At 39.6% G+C, this 16,283-nt stretch carries 12 protein-coding genes, 1 tRNA gene and 2 pseudogenes; 3 read left to right on the top strand and 12 right to left on the bottom strand.

The annotated features are described in order from the left end of the window. Positions 1 to 49: 49 nt before the first annotated feature. Positions 50 to 122: transfer RNA gene (locus tag V7K25_RS31225), tRNA-Phe, on the top strand. Positions 123 to 576: 454 nt separating this feature from the next. Here the strand turns inward: V7K25_RS31225 and V7K25_RS31220 are convergent. Beyond that, on the bottom strand, positions 577 to 2,304 hold the full coding sequence (locus V7K25_RS31220) for an Rqc2 family fibronectin-binding protein (RefSeq protein WP_335163752.1): 1,728 nt from the start codon (positions 2,302 to 2,304) through the stop codon (positions 577 to 579). A gap of 690 nt (positions 2,305 to 2,994) precedes the next feature. Beyond that, positions 2,995 to 4,230: pseudogene (locus tag V7K25_RS31215) on the bottom strand (glycosyltransferase family 4 protein); the annotation flags it as partial. 680 nt (positions 4,231 to 4,910) lie between these two features. Between V7K25_RS31215 and psaK the strand changes: the two are divergent. Then, a complete protein-coding gene (psaK, locus tag V7K25_RS31210) occupies positions 4,911 to 5,171 on the top strand; it encodes a photosystem I reaction center subunit PsaK (protein WP_229474325.1) in 261 nt (86 codons plus the stop codon). Positions 5,172 to 5,268: 97 nt separating this feature from the next. Here the strand turns inward: psaK and V7K25_RS31205 are convergent, their stop codons facing one another. The 5 genes and pseudogenes from V7K25_RS31205 to V7K25_RS31185 form a co-directional block, all read right to left on the bottom strand. Beyond that, complete coding sequence (locus tag V7K25_RS31205; RefSeq protein ID WP_335163747.1) at positions 5,269 to 6,009, bottom strand: DUF3891 family protein; 741 nt, start codon at positions 6,007 to 6,009, stop codon at positions 5,269 to 5,271. 371 nt (positions 6,010 to 6,380) lie between these two features. Then, positions 6,381 to 7,073: a manganese catalase family protein gene (locus tag V7K25_RS31200; RefSeq protein ID WP_335163745.1), complete on the bottom strand. Its 693-nt coding sequence runs from the start codon at positions 7,071 to 7,073 to the stop codon at positions 6,381 to 6,383. A gap of 172 nt (positions 7,074 to 7,245) precedes the next feature. Then, a complete protein-coding gene (locus V7K25_RS31195) occupies positions 7,246 to 7,524 on the bottom strand; it encodes a GlsB/YeaQ/YmgE family stress response membrane protein (RefSeq protein WP_335163744.1) in 279 nt (92 codons plus the stop codon). A 581-nt stretch (positions 7,525 to 8,105) separates the two neighbouring features. Next, positions 8,106 to 9,488 carry an oxygen-independent coproporphyrinogen III oxidase gene (gene hemN, locus V7K25_RS31190; RefSeq protein ID WP_335163743.1) on the bottom strand — a complete coding sequence of 461 codons (1,383 nt, stop codon included), beginning with the start codon at positions 9,486 to 9,488 and terminating at the stop codon, positions 8,106 to 8,108. A 101-nt stretch (positions 9,489 to 9,589) separates the two neighbouring features. After that, positions 9,590 to 10,268: pseudogene (locus V7K25_RS31185) on the bottom strand (biliverdin-producing heme oxygenase). 421 nt (positions 10,269 to 10,689) lie between these two features. Between V7K25_RS31185 and acsF the strand changes: the two are divergent. Further along, complete coding sequence (gene acsF / locus V7K25_RS31180; RefSeq protein WP_335163741.1) at positions 10,690 to 11,766, top strand: magnesium-protoporphyrin IX monomethyl ester (oxidative) cyclase; 1,077 nt, start codon at positions 10,690 to 10,692, stop codon at positions 11,764 to 11,766. Between the two features lie 108 nt (positions 11,767 to 11,874). Here acsF and V7K25_RS31175 read toward each other — a convergent pair whose 3' ends face one another. From V7K25_RS31175 to V7K25_RS31155, 5 genes are all read right to left on the bottom strand, one after another. After that, the gene (locus V7K25_RS31175; protein ID WP_335163740.1) at positions 11,875 to 12,840 is read right to left on the bottom strand and encodes an MvdD family ATP-grasp ribosomal peptide maturase; all 966 of its coding nucleotides are present in this window, start codon (positions 12,838 to 12,840) and stop codon (positions 11,875 to 11,877) included. Between the two features lie 77 nt (positions 12,841 to 12,917). Beyond that, a complete protein-coding gene (locus V7K25_RS31170) occupies positions 12,918 to 13,910 on the bottom strand; it encodes an MvdC family ATP-grasp ribosomal peptide maturase (protein ID WP_335163738.1) in 993 nt (330 codons plus the stop codon). Between the two features lie 168 nt (positions 13,911 to 14,078). After that, on the bottom strand, positions 14,079 to 14,378 hold the full coding sequence (locus V7K25_RS31165) for a microviridin/marinostatin family tricyclic proteinase inhibitor (protein WP_335163736.1): 300 nt from the start codon (positions 14,376 to 14,378) through the stop codon (positions 14,079 to 14,081). Between the two features lie 350 nt (positions 14,379 to 14,728). Continuing rightward, complete coding sequence (locus V7K25_RS31160; protein WP_335163734.1) at positions 14,729 to 15,139, bottom strand: AMP-binding protein; 411 nt, start codon at positions 15,137 to 15,139, stop codon at positions 14,729 to 14,731. A 110-nt stretch (positions 15,140 to 15,249) separates the two neighbouring features. Further along, complete coding sequence (locus tag V7K25_RS31155) at positions 15,250 to 16,230, bottom strand: magnesium transporter CorA family protein (RefSeq protein WP_335163732.1); 981 nt, start codon at positions 16,228 to 16,230, stop codon at positions 15,250 to 15,252. Between the last annotated feature and the right edge of the window lie 53 nt (positions 16,231 to 16,283).

Genomic DNA, 16,283 nt, shown 5'->3' with positions numbered 1-16,283 from the left:
TTTATTGGATGTTTGCTAAATTTATTAATCGTGGCTCACAAAAGCCCCAGCCGGGATAGCTCAGTTGGTAGAGCAGAGGACTGAAAATCCTCGTGTCACCGGTTCAAGTCCGGTTCCTGGCATAACATTAAAACCTCTGAAAGCCTTAGCCTTCAGGGGTTTCTTGTTTATCCAAAAACTCTATTTCAGTGCTTGTTATTGGTGTAAAGATGGTGATTTTAGGCCACGTTGACTATTTTTGGACATCTTTGGTTATATCTATACGGGTAAAGTTGGGATAAATCAGAACGCACTGATTAAAAAACAAAAAGACCAGCCTCCCACAGCCGGTCTATAAAATGTTTTTTTGCGTTGTCTTCTCAAGAGAGTTAAAACCCAATTGCGCGTTCCCAAAATGCAACGGGCAACTTTTCTTAACAATATTGTAACAGTCAACACAGATTTTTCGTGAAACTTCATCAAAAAATATCCGAACAAAGCTTAAAAGCTTCTATCTATAAGGATAATTCAGCAAATCGCAAGGTAGAAAATAAGTAAAGGAGTAGGGGGAGCAGGGGAAGAATTCTTAATTTTTGACTAATGACTAATGACCATTTGTGGTTTTCCCCAGAGGATGCTTTCCTGTTTGTAAATTGCAATTCCTGGTTTTGCTCCTTTGGGTTTGTAGACGTGTTTTAGCTGAGTGTAAACTACTGGCACTTGCTCACTCTGACGGGCGCGACTGTAGTAGGCGGCAAGATTAGCTACAAATTGCAAATCAGCAACTTCAGCAACAGCACCGGGTTCTAGACGTAGTAGCACATGGCTCCCCGGAATTTCTTGAGCGTGGAACCAGATGTCATAATCCCCAGCTACACGAAAGGTCAATTGGTCATTTTGGCGATTGTTGCGACCGATTAATACTTCAAAGCCGTTAGGGGTAAGGTAACGATGAAAGTTAGTGCTAGGGGGTTCATTGGCACTGCGGCTGCGATATTCTGGATCTTCTAAATACTTTTGTCCAATCAACTCTTCGCGGATTTCTTCTAAAGCTCGCAAATCTTCTGCTGTTTGGTAGGTGTCTATTTGGCCGATCGCAGCTTCTACTTGTTCTAAATACTCAATTTCTGTCTGCACTTCTAATAGTAGCGGTTCGACGGCAGCACGAGCGCGTTTGAGCTTTTGGTGCTGTTTGTAAAGACTTTGGGCATTTTGGACGGCATTTTTATCTGGCAACAGAGCGATCGCTACTGGCAAATTTGTCTCAAAATCAGCAAGGATAATTTCTTTCATCCCCGGTTCCCAGTTTTGCAAATGAGCCATCAATAAATCAGCTTTCTGTCGATACTCATCAGCTTGATCTGATTGCTGCAAGCGCGTTTTAAAGGTTTGAGCCTTATTTCGTAATTTCGCCAGAATATTATTCAATTTCTGACTCAACTGATGGCGCAATTGAGAAAATAATTGTTGGTCAATTTGGTTACTGTAGTACTGGTTAAGTAACTCCTGGATATTTTTGACCTTTTCAACTGCACCCCAACCCATTACGGTGTAGCCATCTTTTGTCCAAGCGGGTTGAAATTTACTGGAATCCAAGGCTTGTAGCCATTCTTGCCAGCGTTCAAATAGCCGTCGCCAATCGTCAGGGTTGAGAGTATCGGTGGATGTTTCTGGTGCGATATTTGCTTCTAACAGCATTAACTCTAGTAGTGCAGCACTCAAGCCACTATAACTTTTCAGCAATTGCCGCTTGATTGCTCCTGGGACTAAACTTACCCGTTCTTGCCAACGTTCTTGTGATTCGTTCAAACTGGGGACAGTTCCAGTCAGCTTTGGCGGTGTTTCATAAGGTTGTCCGGTTTGGATGGGACGGACACTAGATTGTTGCTGACTGACTTGATGAGCAGCAGTGATAATTATATTGTTGGCGTCCGTGAGAATGACGTTGCTATACTTGCCCATGATTTCTGCATATACATGATACAGGGCGGTTTCTCCGGGACGACGGGCAAATTGCAAATCAATAACCCGTTCCCAAGGGGCGATCGCTTCAATAGCCACCAGTGCTAAACCATTCAATTGATGTATAAGTTGTTGGCTAAAGGTAAAGGTATCTGGCGATCGCGGTGGTGGATCGCCGATGCAAATATGTGCAGCTTGGGGATGCCAAGAAATTTGTAGCCAATCTCGCTGTTTCAGGGTGCGTAATGCCATCGCAATAGTGTAGCGATCGCGCTGGTAAACCTGTTCTAAGCGTGATGGTAGCCAGTTAGCGCGGATTTCGCTACAAGCAGCTGTGAGAGTGGTAAAGTCAACTGGTTGCAAAGCGATTAGTTATTAACATTCAAATGGTAGCGATCGCTATGCTTTTATCTTCGTTTAGTCAAAGCATAGCAGACCTCAACTATCATAGCGGTTACTTGGTTTGGTGATAGCTAACGCAGAAATCTATTATTCAGACAGACTCTCAGCACTTAGATAATAGCTTCCCTTTTTATACATTTTTTATTAGTATCGAGTTTTGTAAGCTCAAGCTAAATAAATAGGTTAAGTTATATCTTGCACCTGCCCACTTTCCCGCCAGAGAATAAATTCTCTGGCTAATAGCGCAAGTCCACTTAAGTGGACTCTAATCTTTATTGAGTCTTCTTTCTGATCTTTATTGAGTCTTCTTCAGAAGACTTTAGCTATTAGCCTCAGAATGAATTCTGAGGCGGTTGTTGGGAATGGCGCAAGTTCTAAACTAATAATGGAAATCACTCAGCCTAGAGAAATATTTAGAATAAATGATTGAGTAATGGTGAGTGACGACTAGGAAAATAAAATTATTGCTTACTTCCGAGTTACTCATTCACCATTATCTGTTACGCAAAAGAATTATTTAGCAACCAAAACTGGCTGTTTTGCTGCTGACTGCACTAATTCGACTGTTGACTCCACTAGTTCTTTTGCTGTTGACTGCACTAATTCGGCTGTTGACTCCACTAGTTCTCTTGCTGCTGACGCCACTGGTTGTGGCTGCAACAGTTGGGTGTAAAGTTCACTCAGTTGATGTGCTACACCATCCCAGCTAAACTTAGTTTCGACGCGCACTCTTCCAGCTTTACCCAATTCGTCTCGCCATTCTGGATTTAAGAGAATTCGGTCAATAGCAGATGCAAAGGCATCTACATTTTGTGGTGCTGCCAATAAACCAGTTTCTTCATTAACTACAGTAAACTGAAGCCCGCCGACATCACTTGCTACCACTGGTGTACCGCTTGCCATCGCTTCGATCGCTACCAGTCCAAAGGGTTCGTAGTGACTGGGAACAACGCAAACATCGGCAGATGCGTAATAAGTTGGCAAAATATCTTGACTCAGACGACCAGCAAACTTGGTAAAGTCGCTCATCCCCAATTCGTTGACGATTTGCTCAATGCGATCGCGCTCAATGCCGTCGCTGTTACCTGGAGTGCTGCCACCACCAATAATTAGCTGGAGATTGTTGGAGTCACGTAGCGAAGACTGGTTTACTGCACGCACCAAGGTTTCTATCCCTTTGCGTTGGTCAAAACGTCCTACATATAATACAACTTTGGCTTCTTTCGCAATTCCCAATTCAGCCCTGGCTGCTTCTCGTGCAATCGAGCCAAAGCGCTGAATATCTGTACCGCAGGGAATGATGTCGATATTGCCCTTAGTGGAAACTAGCGATCGCATGTGTTGCTGTTCTTGCGGACTTGTCGCTACAATTCGCTCTGCTTTTTCCAACACCTCTTTTTCTACTGCTAATCGCACACTAGCAATCAGAGGAATATTATCTATAGTGTTATACTTAACCGCTCCTAATGAGTGGTAGGTGTGAACCTGTTTACTCTCTTGGATTTTATTTAACTGCATCCCCACCCAACTAGAGAGCCAGTAGTTAGTGTGAACTAACTGGTATGTAATGTCATTTTTTACTTGAAATTTAAGGAAATTATCTACAAATTCTGGCAGAAATTCAAAAATCTCATCTCGCGGCACAAACTCAAGAGGGCCAGCTTTTAAACGAATGGTTCGACAATTGTCGCTGTGTTCAACAATCGAGTCTTGCTCCAGACTCACTTTGCGAGTAAACATATCAACTTGCCATCCCAGTCGCGCTAGTGCTTCACCCACATTACGCACATAAACATTTTGTCCCCCAGCTTCTTCTTTCCCTATTTCAATCGCCGGGTCTCCGTGGACGGAAATCAAGGCGATACGTTTTTCGGTGGTAGAGTTCATAGTTTGTGTGTTGCTGATTTTAACAAAGTTTTAAGCTGTTCCAAACTCGTGTATAGCACACTTGCCTGAATTGTTTAGGAACCTTGATTAATATTGACTTTAATTTACTATGCCTAATATTTTTTTACATCTTCTGCCAGAAGTATACTATTAGATTCAATATTTGTATTTAATTTCTTTAGATATAGAAAAATTTTATCTTTAGATTTCATCCTTTTGATAGATGAAAATTATATTTTTGTTATATAAATTATAAATTCTTTGTAAAAATCAAAATTGCTGAAAAGCTTATAAATACTTACTTTGAGCTTGGGTACTTTCCCTTATTTCAATTCGGATTGCTATATAATTCAAAATCTCTAATGCTTTTGATAGATAAATATTATATGTTCTCGTCTTGTTTGTGCAGATATAATCCCATAGATAGATGCATTAACCTGAGTTTGACGAAGTGAAAAAACAGCCGCACGCACAGCCTCTTGTAAAGAAAGCATGTCGCATAAATTAAGCTTTTTGGCAATTTTTGCCTAAGTCCGGAATTAATGCCGTTGAACTCACGTTGTATTAAGTAGTAAGAATAACTGTTAAATATTGATGCAAAATCGGGTAATTTCTTGAATTTGCTTCGGAAAGTCTCAGATTATATTTGCAATCATTAATAAATTTCAGGAGCAAATCAGGTGTTTACTTCAACCTTACTCGCTGCCGCAACCACACCTCTGCAATGGAGTCCGACAGTTGCACTGATTATGATTATCGTTAATATCGTTGCCATTGCCTTTGGTAAATCTACAATCAAATATCCCAACGCAGAACCAGGACTACCCTCAGCCAATTTATTTGGTGGTTTTGGTTTACCAGCCCTTTTAGCAACTACTGCCTTTGGTCATATCTTAGGAGCGGGCGTTATCTTAGGACTGCATAACCTGGGAAGAATTTAGTTTTTTAGGCAAATTAGCCTTTATTCGATGATTTTTGTCTCCAAGCTTGAGCCAGAGAGTTAGTTCTCTGGCTCTTTAATATAACGACGACAACTATCTAACTCTTAACGAATGTCCACTCTAGTACCTTGATGGGAGCTTCTTGTAGTGCTTGAGTTAGTTCGGCGCTGCTCTCAAATTTCACTTGGGAAAGATCGCAGGCTTCAACGTTGACTATAAATTTTTCGTTCTCGAAGGGCCAAGGTTTGACAACAACCAAGTTATCGCTGCGTTGCATGATGTCATAACGCTGATCGTCAGGGCCCTTGCTAATTTCTAAAAACCGTTCATCATCGGGTAGTTCTTGCTGACATAAAATGAGAGAAAGGCGATCGCACCATTGCATAAATGCATAGGCTGCATCAACTTCTTCCTTTTCGATGCCTAATTCTTTACGCCAACGTTGTTGGTTTTGCAGTTGCTCATCTAAAAGTTTGTCTAGCTTGGAACTCTTACCCCGCCTTGGCTCATTTAAACGACTGATGTGCATGGAAATTAATAAAGCCACCCATCGTCCACGGTAAAGGGCATTCTTTGCCAGATCAGCCAATTTCTGGACACCAGCATCTACATTGGTATTTGAAGAGAGCATGAAGTCTAGTGGCGCACCTGCTTCAGTAAGAATATCCTCTTCCCACTCTTTTTCTAGGTCATCGTGATGGGAAATTGCAGCTATCGTTTCATATAACCTTACTGGAGCATTTTTACGCCGCCATTGTCCTGCAAGTTGAGCTGCTAATAAAGCATGGGCGCGGTGATAAATGACTTCCCAACCATTTGGGGTAGCGTTGACAATCACAAATCAATACTCCTGATTCTTAATTTTGATTTTGAGTTGAATTAATTTCTGAATTCAGAAACGTCGGGGTAGATTTGAAGAGGCGATCGCTCTGATTTCTTTCAGTGTAGCTTAATTTCAATATCGCGCAGAGATATGTATCCAAATCAATATCAACAAATACTTATCCACTTAGATTCCCGACTTCTCTAAGAAATCGGGAATCTTATTGTTCACGAATAATTTAAAATTGCTTTAGGTTGGAAAAAGCTAAATTCTCCTTCAAAAATCCCTAACGTAGACAAACAGTTTAACCATTCCTAAAGAAGGTGGGCTGTTTGCCCACCTAATAATTGAGAGTTTTTAAGAAGCTCTAACTGCAATCTATGAAATTAAGAGTGACTTTCTAACGGATTCGCAATGTATTTGAATGTTGGCTCAGAATTCCAAGGGCCACGCTCATCTTTACCACTGCCGTCTGTAGATAAGTTGTAATAAAGAGCAACAGTTTCATCTGGCTTAATATTACCAAAGAACGGATCTGTCAACTTACCCAGCGAATCTAGAGCTTTCATAAACATCTGGGTATGAGAAATTTCTCTTGTTAACAGATGGACTAAAGTCTCTTGGGTTCCTTTGTCAGTTGCCAACTTAATCAATTCTTCGTAAGTTTGACGAGCGCCAGCTTCAGCTGCAACGTTAGCTCTCAAATCACGGACTACATCTCCGCCTTCATTCAAGTAAGTTGCAGTCCAAGCATTACCCTGACTATCTAGAAAATGAGGCCCAATCCCTCGGACTGCAAAGAGAGTACTCTTATAAGCCTCTGTTTGATCCGTATTTTTAGTATGAGCTTCAATGAGTTTACCAACCATTTCTAAATGGCTGAATTCCTCGATCGCAATGTCTTGAAGCATGTCTTTAATTCCAGCATTCTCGACATGGAACGATTGAACCCAATATTGAAGTGCTGCGCTAAGTTCTCCAGTAGCTCCGCCAAACTGCTCTAAAAGCAACTGAGCAAAACGAGGGTTTGGTTCAGTAACGTTAACCGCATGAATAGGCTCTTTTTTGTGAAAAAACATAGATTTACACTTCCAAAAATTATGATTTTACAGAATTAACAAACTATTTTATTGTCTCCTAGCATCTTTCAACATCTACCTAATTTGAGATTTAATAGCTTCTCAAACTGGTTCACTAGAAGACCAATAAAATACAGTAGTCATGTTAGTGTTGATAACTGCCAATCAGCAATTAAGCATTGCTGCTTCTTCTGATTAATCCCCATAGATAAATAGCGACAATTGCGCCGATCACAGCTACTAAAATACCTGGAATAGTTAAACCAGCGCCAGCCGCAGTAATTTGCAGAGTTCCTGTTCGTAGTAAGGTAAACAGACTTCCACCGACAAAAGCCCCAATGATACCCAAAATCATTGTGGAGAGAATTCCACCACCTTGATAATCAGGATAAACAGCTTTAGCGATGGCACCTGCCAAAAGACCTAAAACTACCCAAACAAGAATACTCATAACTGCCTCAACAATCTCACTTGTATTTAGGTTATCAACTCTGATTCACAATTCTTTCTACCAGATGGGATAAATGCTAAATCCAAAAGTTAGACAAAAAACTTTACAATCAAGATTCTGATGGAAATTGGCATTTTTATTCTATAAATAAAAGTTGATCGGATAAATCAGGAATTATTGAATACACCAGTCTAGACATTAAAATTATTATTTTTTTGTATCTACCTGAAGATGTAAAAAATAATCTAACTTTTTGGAGATGAATTAAAATAATTGGTAATTTGTAATTAGCAGAACTTATACCAACTTAAGAATGGCGATCGCCTGCTCATCATTACTGCAAGCGATCTTCCAATTAAGTTAGCTGCTGCGGAAGTGAGCAATAGATACCTGATGCGTAAGTTCTAATAGACATAGGAGTGAAAATGAATTGTTTTGACGTTGCATTGCAATGTCTCTACAAGGGTTTCAGGTAACGCATAATTAATTTCTGGAGATGTCCAATTAGTTAAATCCCCTCAATTGTGATTCTCAAGATAGATTAAGGGGATAATATGTAGCGGACATTTATATAAATAGTATCAAATAGCACGAGAAAATTTTGTCTCTCGTGTTCTTGTATGAGTATCAAAGATAACGGCAATATTTCTGACTAGTAATCTACCGATATCTGTAATCTGGATCTGATTTTTTGATAAACTAACTAGACCATCGGCTTCTAGTGGTTTTAACGCCTCTAGTTCGTCAGAAAAATATTCATCAAATTTGAGATCATATTTATTTTCAATGTCATGTTTATGTAACTGAAAGTGAGACATAATACCCATAATCACATCCCGTCTGATGATGTCATTTTGAGTAAGCTTGATACCTTTGCTAATAGGTAAAGCACCTGCTGTAATTGTGTTATAATAATCCTTTAATTCCTTGTGGTTTTGAGCATAAGCATCTTCTAGCATACTTATGGATGTAGAACCAAAACCAAACAGTTCTGTCTCAGCGTGGGTAGTGTAGCCCTGGAAATTGCGTTTGAGAGTGCCATTGCGTTGAGCGATCGCTAGTTCATCATTAGTTTTAGCAAAATGATCCATCCCAATAAATAGATATTGGTTATTCGTCAATTCTTCAATGGTCATTTTCAAAATTTCCAGCTTTTCCTCTGCTGCGGGTAGCGCCTCTTGAGGAATATTTTTTTGTGTAGGTTTGATCCACGGTATATATGCAAAGTTAAAGACAACAATTCGGTCAGGATCTAACTCAACAGTTTTTTTCAATGTTTCCCGAAATGTTTCGCGGGTTTGATAAGGTAAACCATAAATAAGGTCTACATTCACACTTTCAAACTTAGCTTCTTTAACCCAACTCATAACATCAAATAGCATTTCTTCTGGCTGGACACGATTTATAGCTACTTGAACTTGGCTATTAAAATCTTGAATGCCAAAACTAATCCGGTTAAATCCAATTTCTCTCAAAAAGAAAATGTAATTTTTATCAATATAGCGAGGATTAATCTCAATTGAGATTTCTGCTTGTGGATCGATGTTGAAATGGTTATTGATGTTTTTCCATAAAAATTCTATTTGGTTACGATCCAAGTAATTAGGAGTACCGCCTCCCCAGTGGATTTGCAGCACTTTTCTATCTGGATCGATTAAAGCTGCGGTATTTTTAATGTCTTGAGCTAAAGATTCTACGTAAGGTTTGGCAATATTCTTGTTGTTGGAAATTACCGTGTTACAGCCGCAGAAGTAGCAAGCACTTTGACAAAAGGGGATGTGGAAATATAAACTCATAGGAGTTTTGCGTTGATTCGAGGCTGCGATCGCGGCCTTAAAATCAGTTTCAGTAAATGTTTCGCTTAACTCTGTAGCAGGCGGGTAACTGGTGTATCTAGGTGCGCGAGTGTCGTACTTTTGAATCAAATCCAGATCAAACTTGACACCAGGTAATAGAAAAACCATAGAGTTGCTCTCCAGTGAATGAAGGGAGTGGGGAGTGGGGGACGCAGGGGAAGCAGGGGAAGCAGGGGAAGCAGAGGAGGCAGGGGGAGAATGACTAATGACTAATGAGTTAGGCTATTAAACATAACTTGACCGAGTGCTTTAATTAAATTTCCTTCTAACTCTTGAGCCATTTGTAAATTGAACCCAAAGGCATTATTAGCTTCTGCAACAATCCGTTCTGCTGTTATATCATCAACTGGTAATTCATTTAATGCCTGACGATACTTATCCTTAAATGCCTTTTTGTCAGGAATTTGCTCAAAATTGTAAAAGGATGTGCCTTCATAACCAGAAAGCTTCAGGGCTGACTGAGCAACTTTTTGTAGCATTTGACCCCCAGAAAGATCGCCCATGTAGCGAGTGTAGGCATGACCTAGCAATAAGACTGGTTCACTAATAGAAATTTTACGAATGCGCTCAATATACTTTTGGGCAGCAGGTGAAGGTGTAACTTGCTCTCTCCAATTATCCCCATAATAAAACACCATATCTTTTTCGAGCGAGGATTGGCGATTAAGTTCGGGGAAGTAAACCGCACTAATCACAGGATGCTCTAAATGGCTCTTTAATGCTGCTTCTAGTTCGCTGTAAACGTAATACAAGTTGCTTAAGAACTTGGGCGTTGCAGTCTCTATCCACAACTCCTTTCAGAAAACATTTCATAAATCCCACATTTTCTGCTGAGGTGTGGGCTTGTTGAGTTCCAGAGCGCAGTTTGATGGCTAGATTACTACTCATTGTTGCTTCCTTTATGTTCAAGGGCAAGGCTTCTGGACAGCCACCGACTCAGGATGCCTGCCAGTGCCAGCTAAAAGATCGTTATTCTAGGTTTAGAGAGGATCTGCATCACTCTATCTGGCAAGTACCATTGCCGATGTAGATCCCAGCCATTTTTATTTCTTCTAAGATTATTTAACTATTAATTTATATATAACGATAAAGATATTAGTATTTATTTATATTTTTCTGATTTTCACCCTTAGACACATCCTAGTTAAGTAGTAATAAAACTGCTTGTGCAATAGGCATTTAAGCTCTCCTAAAACAATGGGTAATAAGTTTATTTCTCACAATCTACTCTCAATAATTTAACTGATGCCTACAAACAACTATTTATGCTTAGATAACTTTTAAAGGATGAAATAATCAAAGGATTCTTATGGTTAAGTCTCTGGAAACCTCCCAACCTGAGTTGCTAAAAGCAGGTGTAAAAGCGCCTGTTCAAGAAACATTATTAACACCCCGGTTTTATACCACTGACTTTGAAGCTGCGGCGCAGTTGGATATTTCGTCTCAGGAAGCTGAGTTACTGGCAATTGTAGAGGAGTTACGAGCTGACTATAACCGTCATCACTTTATCCGTGATGAAGAATTTCAGCAGTGTTGGGATCACATTGATGGGGAAACACGCGTCGCCTTTATTGACTTTCTGGAACGTTCCTGTACCTCAGAGTTTTCTGGGTTTCTGTTGTTCAAAGAATTATCACGCCGTCTGAAAAACCGCAATCCGATTTTGGCGGATGCTTTTAATTTTATGGCGCGGGATGAAGCACGCCATGCGGGATTTTTAAATAAGTCAATGGCAGATTTTAATCTTTCCCTCGACTTAAGTTATTTAACCAAAAATCGCACTTATACCTTCTTTCCGCCAGAGTGGATTATTTACACAGTCTACCTGTCTGAGAAAATTGGCTACTGGCGCTACATCCTGGTGTATCGCCACATGGAGAAACATCCAGAACACCAAATTTATCCACTATTCCGTAAGTTTGAAAGTTGGTGTCAGGATGAAAATCGACATGGAGATTTTTTCAAAGCACTGCTGCGATCGCAGCCTCAACTATGGAACAATTGGAGGGCTAGATTATGGGTGCGTTTCTTTTTGCTAAGTGTTTTTGCTACTCACACATTGACAGTATTTGAACGCGCCACATTTTATCAATCCATTGGGATAGATCCGCGCGAATATAATACCAGAGTAGTTCAAGAGACGAATAACACTGCTGCACGGGCATTTCCTCTGATTTTGAATACAAATCATCCAGAGTTCTTCCGGCGGTTGGAGAAGTGTTCTGACCTTAATTTGAAACTAGCAGAAATTAACAAGAGCAATCGTTCACCAATTGTCAAATTCTGCCAAAAATTACCCTTGATCGCTTCCATTGTTGGGCATCTATTGCAGACTTACCTAATCAAACCCGTCGATGCTGAATCATTGAGAGGGACAGTTCATTAACTAGTAACTGCATACATTAACTGAATCTACAAGTCTTATTTGGGAATCTCTTCACTCGAATTTAATACTAATTCTCTCTAAATTTTGAGTAGACAGCTTCTGCTCCCTTTAATTCTGTAGAACCTGTGCGATCGCCTGAGAAACCGGTAAGCCAGGACAGCGTTCTAACCAGAAAAACTCGCCAACTGGGTTAACCTCAAGAAATACATGACGACCATCAGGAGTCAAAATAATATCGATAGCTCCGTAGTTCAAACCAAATTCTGCCATGAGTTTGAGCAGTTTCTCTTCAACATCTTCAGGCAGAGTGTATGGTTCCCAAGCGTCGAGTAAAGCAATTCCTTGTTTGCGCCAATCGTAACGCGCCTTATCCAAAGCTTGAGAATCAACCGCAGCCGTCAACACACGTTTGCCTACAATAATTGTCCGCAATTCTAATGCTTTAGGAATTTTTTCCTGAAATGTCATTGGGCAGAAACGTAATCCATCGAGGTTATCGAGATCCTCAGATGAAATTGGATTCGTAAACACAACTTTTTCTTGTCCTTGTTCATCGTAAATAGCGAAGGAAGAGAGCATCTTTGTAATCATTCCCTCCTTACACTCTTGGGCAAATTGCTTTACTGCCACTGAATTGTTTGTAGTCAGAGTCCGTGGTGTATCTAGACCGATTTCTCGTGCTATTCGTAATTGCAGTTGCTTATTTTCGGCTCGACGAATATTTGGCAGAGGGTCGAGATGGAAGCCCTTAATACTGGCAATCATTCCGTCAATGGTAACGCGAGATTCTTTGAGTGAAGCTTGTCTGAGTTGCTTGTCCATCGAGTCGGGAATTCTTGATCCAATTGCGATGCGGCGATACCAAACTGCTGACACTTCATTCAAATCTAATGTCTGGTCTTCAACGCTTAGAGTAACTCGCTCACTTTTAGCATAGTAAACATCTAAGGTTATTTCTGTGGGAAATCGGTCTGTGTCAAAACGAAATGCTTTTCCTCCTTGGGCTTCAATTGCCTGAATAACTAGAGGAATACTTTCGTTGTCTTGGCTGTGAGTAATGATTAAAACAGTCACGTTGCTTTGCTCCGAATTAAAAATTAAAAATTAATAAGTTCCTAAACTTATAACGGCTGTCAGTTGGTTGGGAATTTTTAAGTAAGAGCATTTTGCTTAGGACTTGTTGAAAGTAGTGCATCTGCGATCGGGTAGTCCAAATCTCTCTCCAGCATCCCCCACTCTCCTGTAGGATTAATTTCTAAAAAAACATATTCCCCTGATGGCGTTTTGATGAAATCAAATGCTCCAAAAATCAGTCCAAACCTTGCCATAAAAGCATCCAGGCAACGAATTAATTGATCAGGTAATTGATATGGTTGCCAGGTAAGAGCCTCTTTTGTTCCCCGTCGCCAATCTTGGGTGGATGCTGCATACTCAGAGGCATCCAGTGCGCCGACAAACAGATTACCATTCACATACACTGCGCGTAGTTCTAGCTGTTTGGGGATTTGTTCTTGAAACACAACTGGACAATAGCGCAGTGTTTCAGCATCAAGTAAGTCTTCTTCTTTAACGGCGCTGGTATACATGAAAAAAGAGGAGGCTTGCATCCCATAAGAAAGAGGTCTGAGTAGCTTGGCAACCATTTTTCCTTTAACTTCCCCAAAAAACTCTCGTGTTTGTTGAGGATTGTTGGTGACGATAGTCCGAGGTATGACAAGACCAACTTCCGATGCAATTCTCAGTTGGCGTAGCTTATTTTCAGCTGCACTGATCCGTTGTAAATCATCCACCCAGGTAGCACCCCTCAAACTGTCCCAAAAGCCATCTAAGACTGCAAGGGATTCACTAGAGCAGGCTGCTTGGAATTGTGGAGCTAATTCTTCACCTAGATCGGGTTGCCAGATCCGTCGCATCCATACTGCTTGCACTTGCTCGGTGTTCAGGGAGCGAGTGCCATATTCCAGTTTATGATTGCTCCCAGAGTTACTGAAATTCGCCTCGATTTGTACTGTCATTGGAAATTTATCAGTGTCAAAGCGAAATGGCTGTGCGCCTCGTTTTGATACAGCTTCTGCAACTCTATCTATTGTGAAGTAATCACCACTATGGGTGATTAATAAAACCACATTACGGTCAACGTACATAAAATATTTTCATTAGGTTTTTGTGTTGTCCCTACTGTCAACTATAAAAAAATAAACTTTTTTAATGGGAAACCAACCCCTAAATGGAGTTGGCAAAGCTAACAGTCTTTTTCTTCTCAGAATATTTTAAAACTGCATCTCTGATGTACTTAAAAGTATGCAGTTATTTTATTTTTGACTTACTAATGCCTCTACATGTTCATCGCCGTCTGAAGGGTACTTTTGAGTAACAAACATCTGTTCATCACTATCAGAGGGATACTTTTTCGTTACTCCATCTTCTTGATCGGATGGAAACTTTAGAGTTTGGACAAGTTCATCTTTCTCCTTCTTGGTTACACCACAATTTCCGCCGCCAATCCCTTCTGATTCTTCATCAGATAGGTCTTCAAAGCTTTGCCCTTCTAAAAATCTGGCAAAGAAGGGTACTGCTTGTGAATTTAGTTCTTCTGGTTTGTTTTTAGACATAATTTTCTCCTACAGTTAAGTAAAAATAAATCTGCACTGATTTCTATAGTACTACGTAATGTTTTATTCATGTAATCATGAATTTCATTTTGAAACTATTTGTAATAGTTAAGTAAATATATCGCTTTTGCCACTCCCTTATGAAGAAAGGCAGAAGGTAGCTATGTATACTGCATCAACCCCTCTGCTGTAACCGAAAGTGAACAAGGGCTTTTATGATTTAAAATTTTCAAACTTATAAAAGCTATAGCTTAATATTTTAATTAGCTTGAGTTAAAGCTTGACTGCTGATAGCTTTGGTTAAGGTAAATCAGACATAAAATGTACTTAAAAATATTAATACCGGACTCTTAGTAGGTTTCTGAGGTGAGGATAAATCGCAAATTGTGTTCTTCGGCGAGCGATGCCTGCGGCGGTAAACTACGCAGTATACCCTCAAAATTAGGATGAGCAACAATAATCGATGCTCCAGAATTGGTAATTACATACTCTAATTCTGGTCGCGGATGGTAAATACACAGAGGTACAGCTATACCACCAGCACGCCAAATTCCCCATTGAGTGGCTACATACTCAAACCCAGGTGGGATGAGAAAGGCAACTCGTTCCTCCTGTAAATCTTCTGAATTATTATTAAGAAGACCTGTTGCTATTTGACTGGAAGTGTGCAGCAAATCTCGATAGGTAAATGCTCTATCCGTTGTAGCAATTGCTATTTTCTCGTTGTGTTTTTCAGCACGAATAATCAATGGGAGATTCACGTTTATTTACCAATTTAGGGTTGATTCAGTCTACTTAAAGAAAGCATATAGGAATTCTAAATTAGATGTAAATTTTACTATTCCACCAATAGTTTTTAACCTGAAATACCTTACAACCAACGTTGTTTTTTAGCATAAGTAATACTACCAATTACAATTAATGTCATCACGCAGATCACAGCAGGATAAAACCAAGGTTGTTCTAATTCAGGCATATATTTGAAGTTCATGCCATAGAAACCAGATATAAAAGTAATTGGTAAAAATATGGTTGAGAGGATAGTTAAACGATTAATTCGTTCACCGGTTTTACTAGCAATATTATCGCGTTGAATTTCCATTAATTCTGACATCCAGGCTCTCAACGCTTGATATTCTTGCCAAAGTTTATCAACGTGATGAACTAATTCTTGATTGAATAGTTCCTTTACTGGTTGAGCAATCCAATGGAAATCTTCGTAATCCATAATAGCCATCAGTGACTTGATGCTTTGAAAATTACGGCGTCCTGAACGAGTCGATTGCCTCATCGTGGCAATTTTTTGGTATGTTAATTCATCACCAGAATTATCTAAAACTTCATCTTCTAAATCATCAAGCTTTCTAGAAATATACTCAAATACAGTATGGTAATTATTCAGAACCTCTTTAAAAATGAGATAAAAAACATAATCAACTCCTAACTTTTCAATATCTTGAGTTCGTTTTTGCAGATTATTAGCTAGAATACTTAAAACTTTTAATTCGGTAATTTCAAAGGTAATAATAAAATTATTACCCAGCACAATATTGCCACGAGCAACCTCAAACTCGTGATTTTTTATTTGAGAAGTTAATATTTCATAGCTATCAAATAAACAATCTTCTATGTCTTCATCAATTCCTACAGGAGAATGGTTGAAAATCATATTAACACGCGATGGATTAAGACCAAAGTGCTTAATAATTTTGGCCGTTCCAGTGCGATCGCGAAAGTGAATACAGCGCAACCAAATATTGCGAGAACTATCAATTTGTTTCAGTACAACATCGACATGATTACTGGTAAATAATTCCAGGTTGTCTGGATAAAAAGTCAGGAGAGTTAGCATATAGCCATCCTAGTTGAGTCGTGAAAAAATACTATGACTGATAACTGATAACT

The sequence above is a fragment of the Nostoc sp. genome (genome assembly GCF_036919495.1).
Classification (GTDB): Bacteria; Cyanobacteriota; Cyanobacteriia; order Cyanobacteriales; family Nostocaceae; genus Nostoc.
Note: the sequence above shows the minus strand (reverse complement) of the source record. Positions and strands in the feature narration are given on the sequence as shown.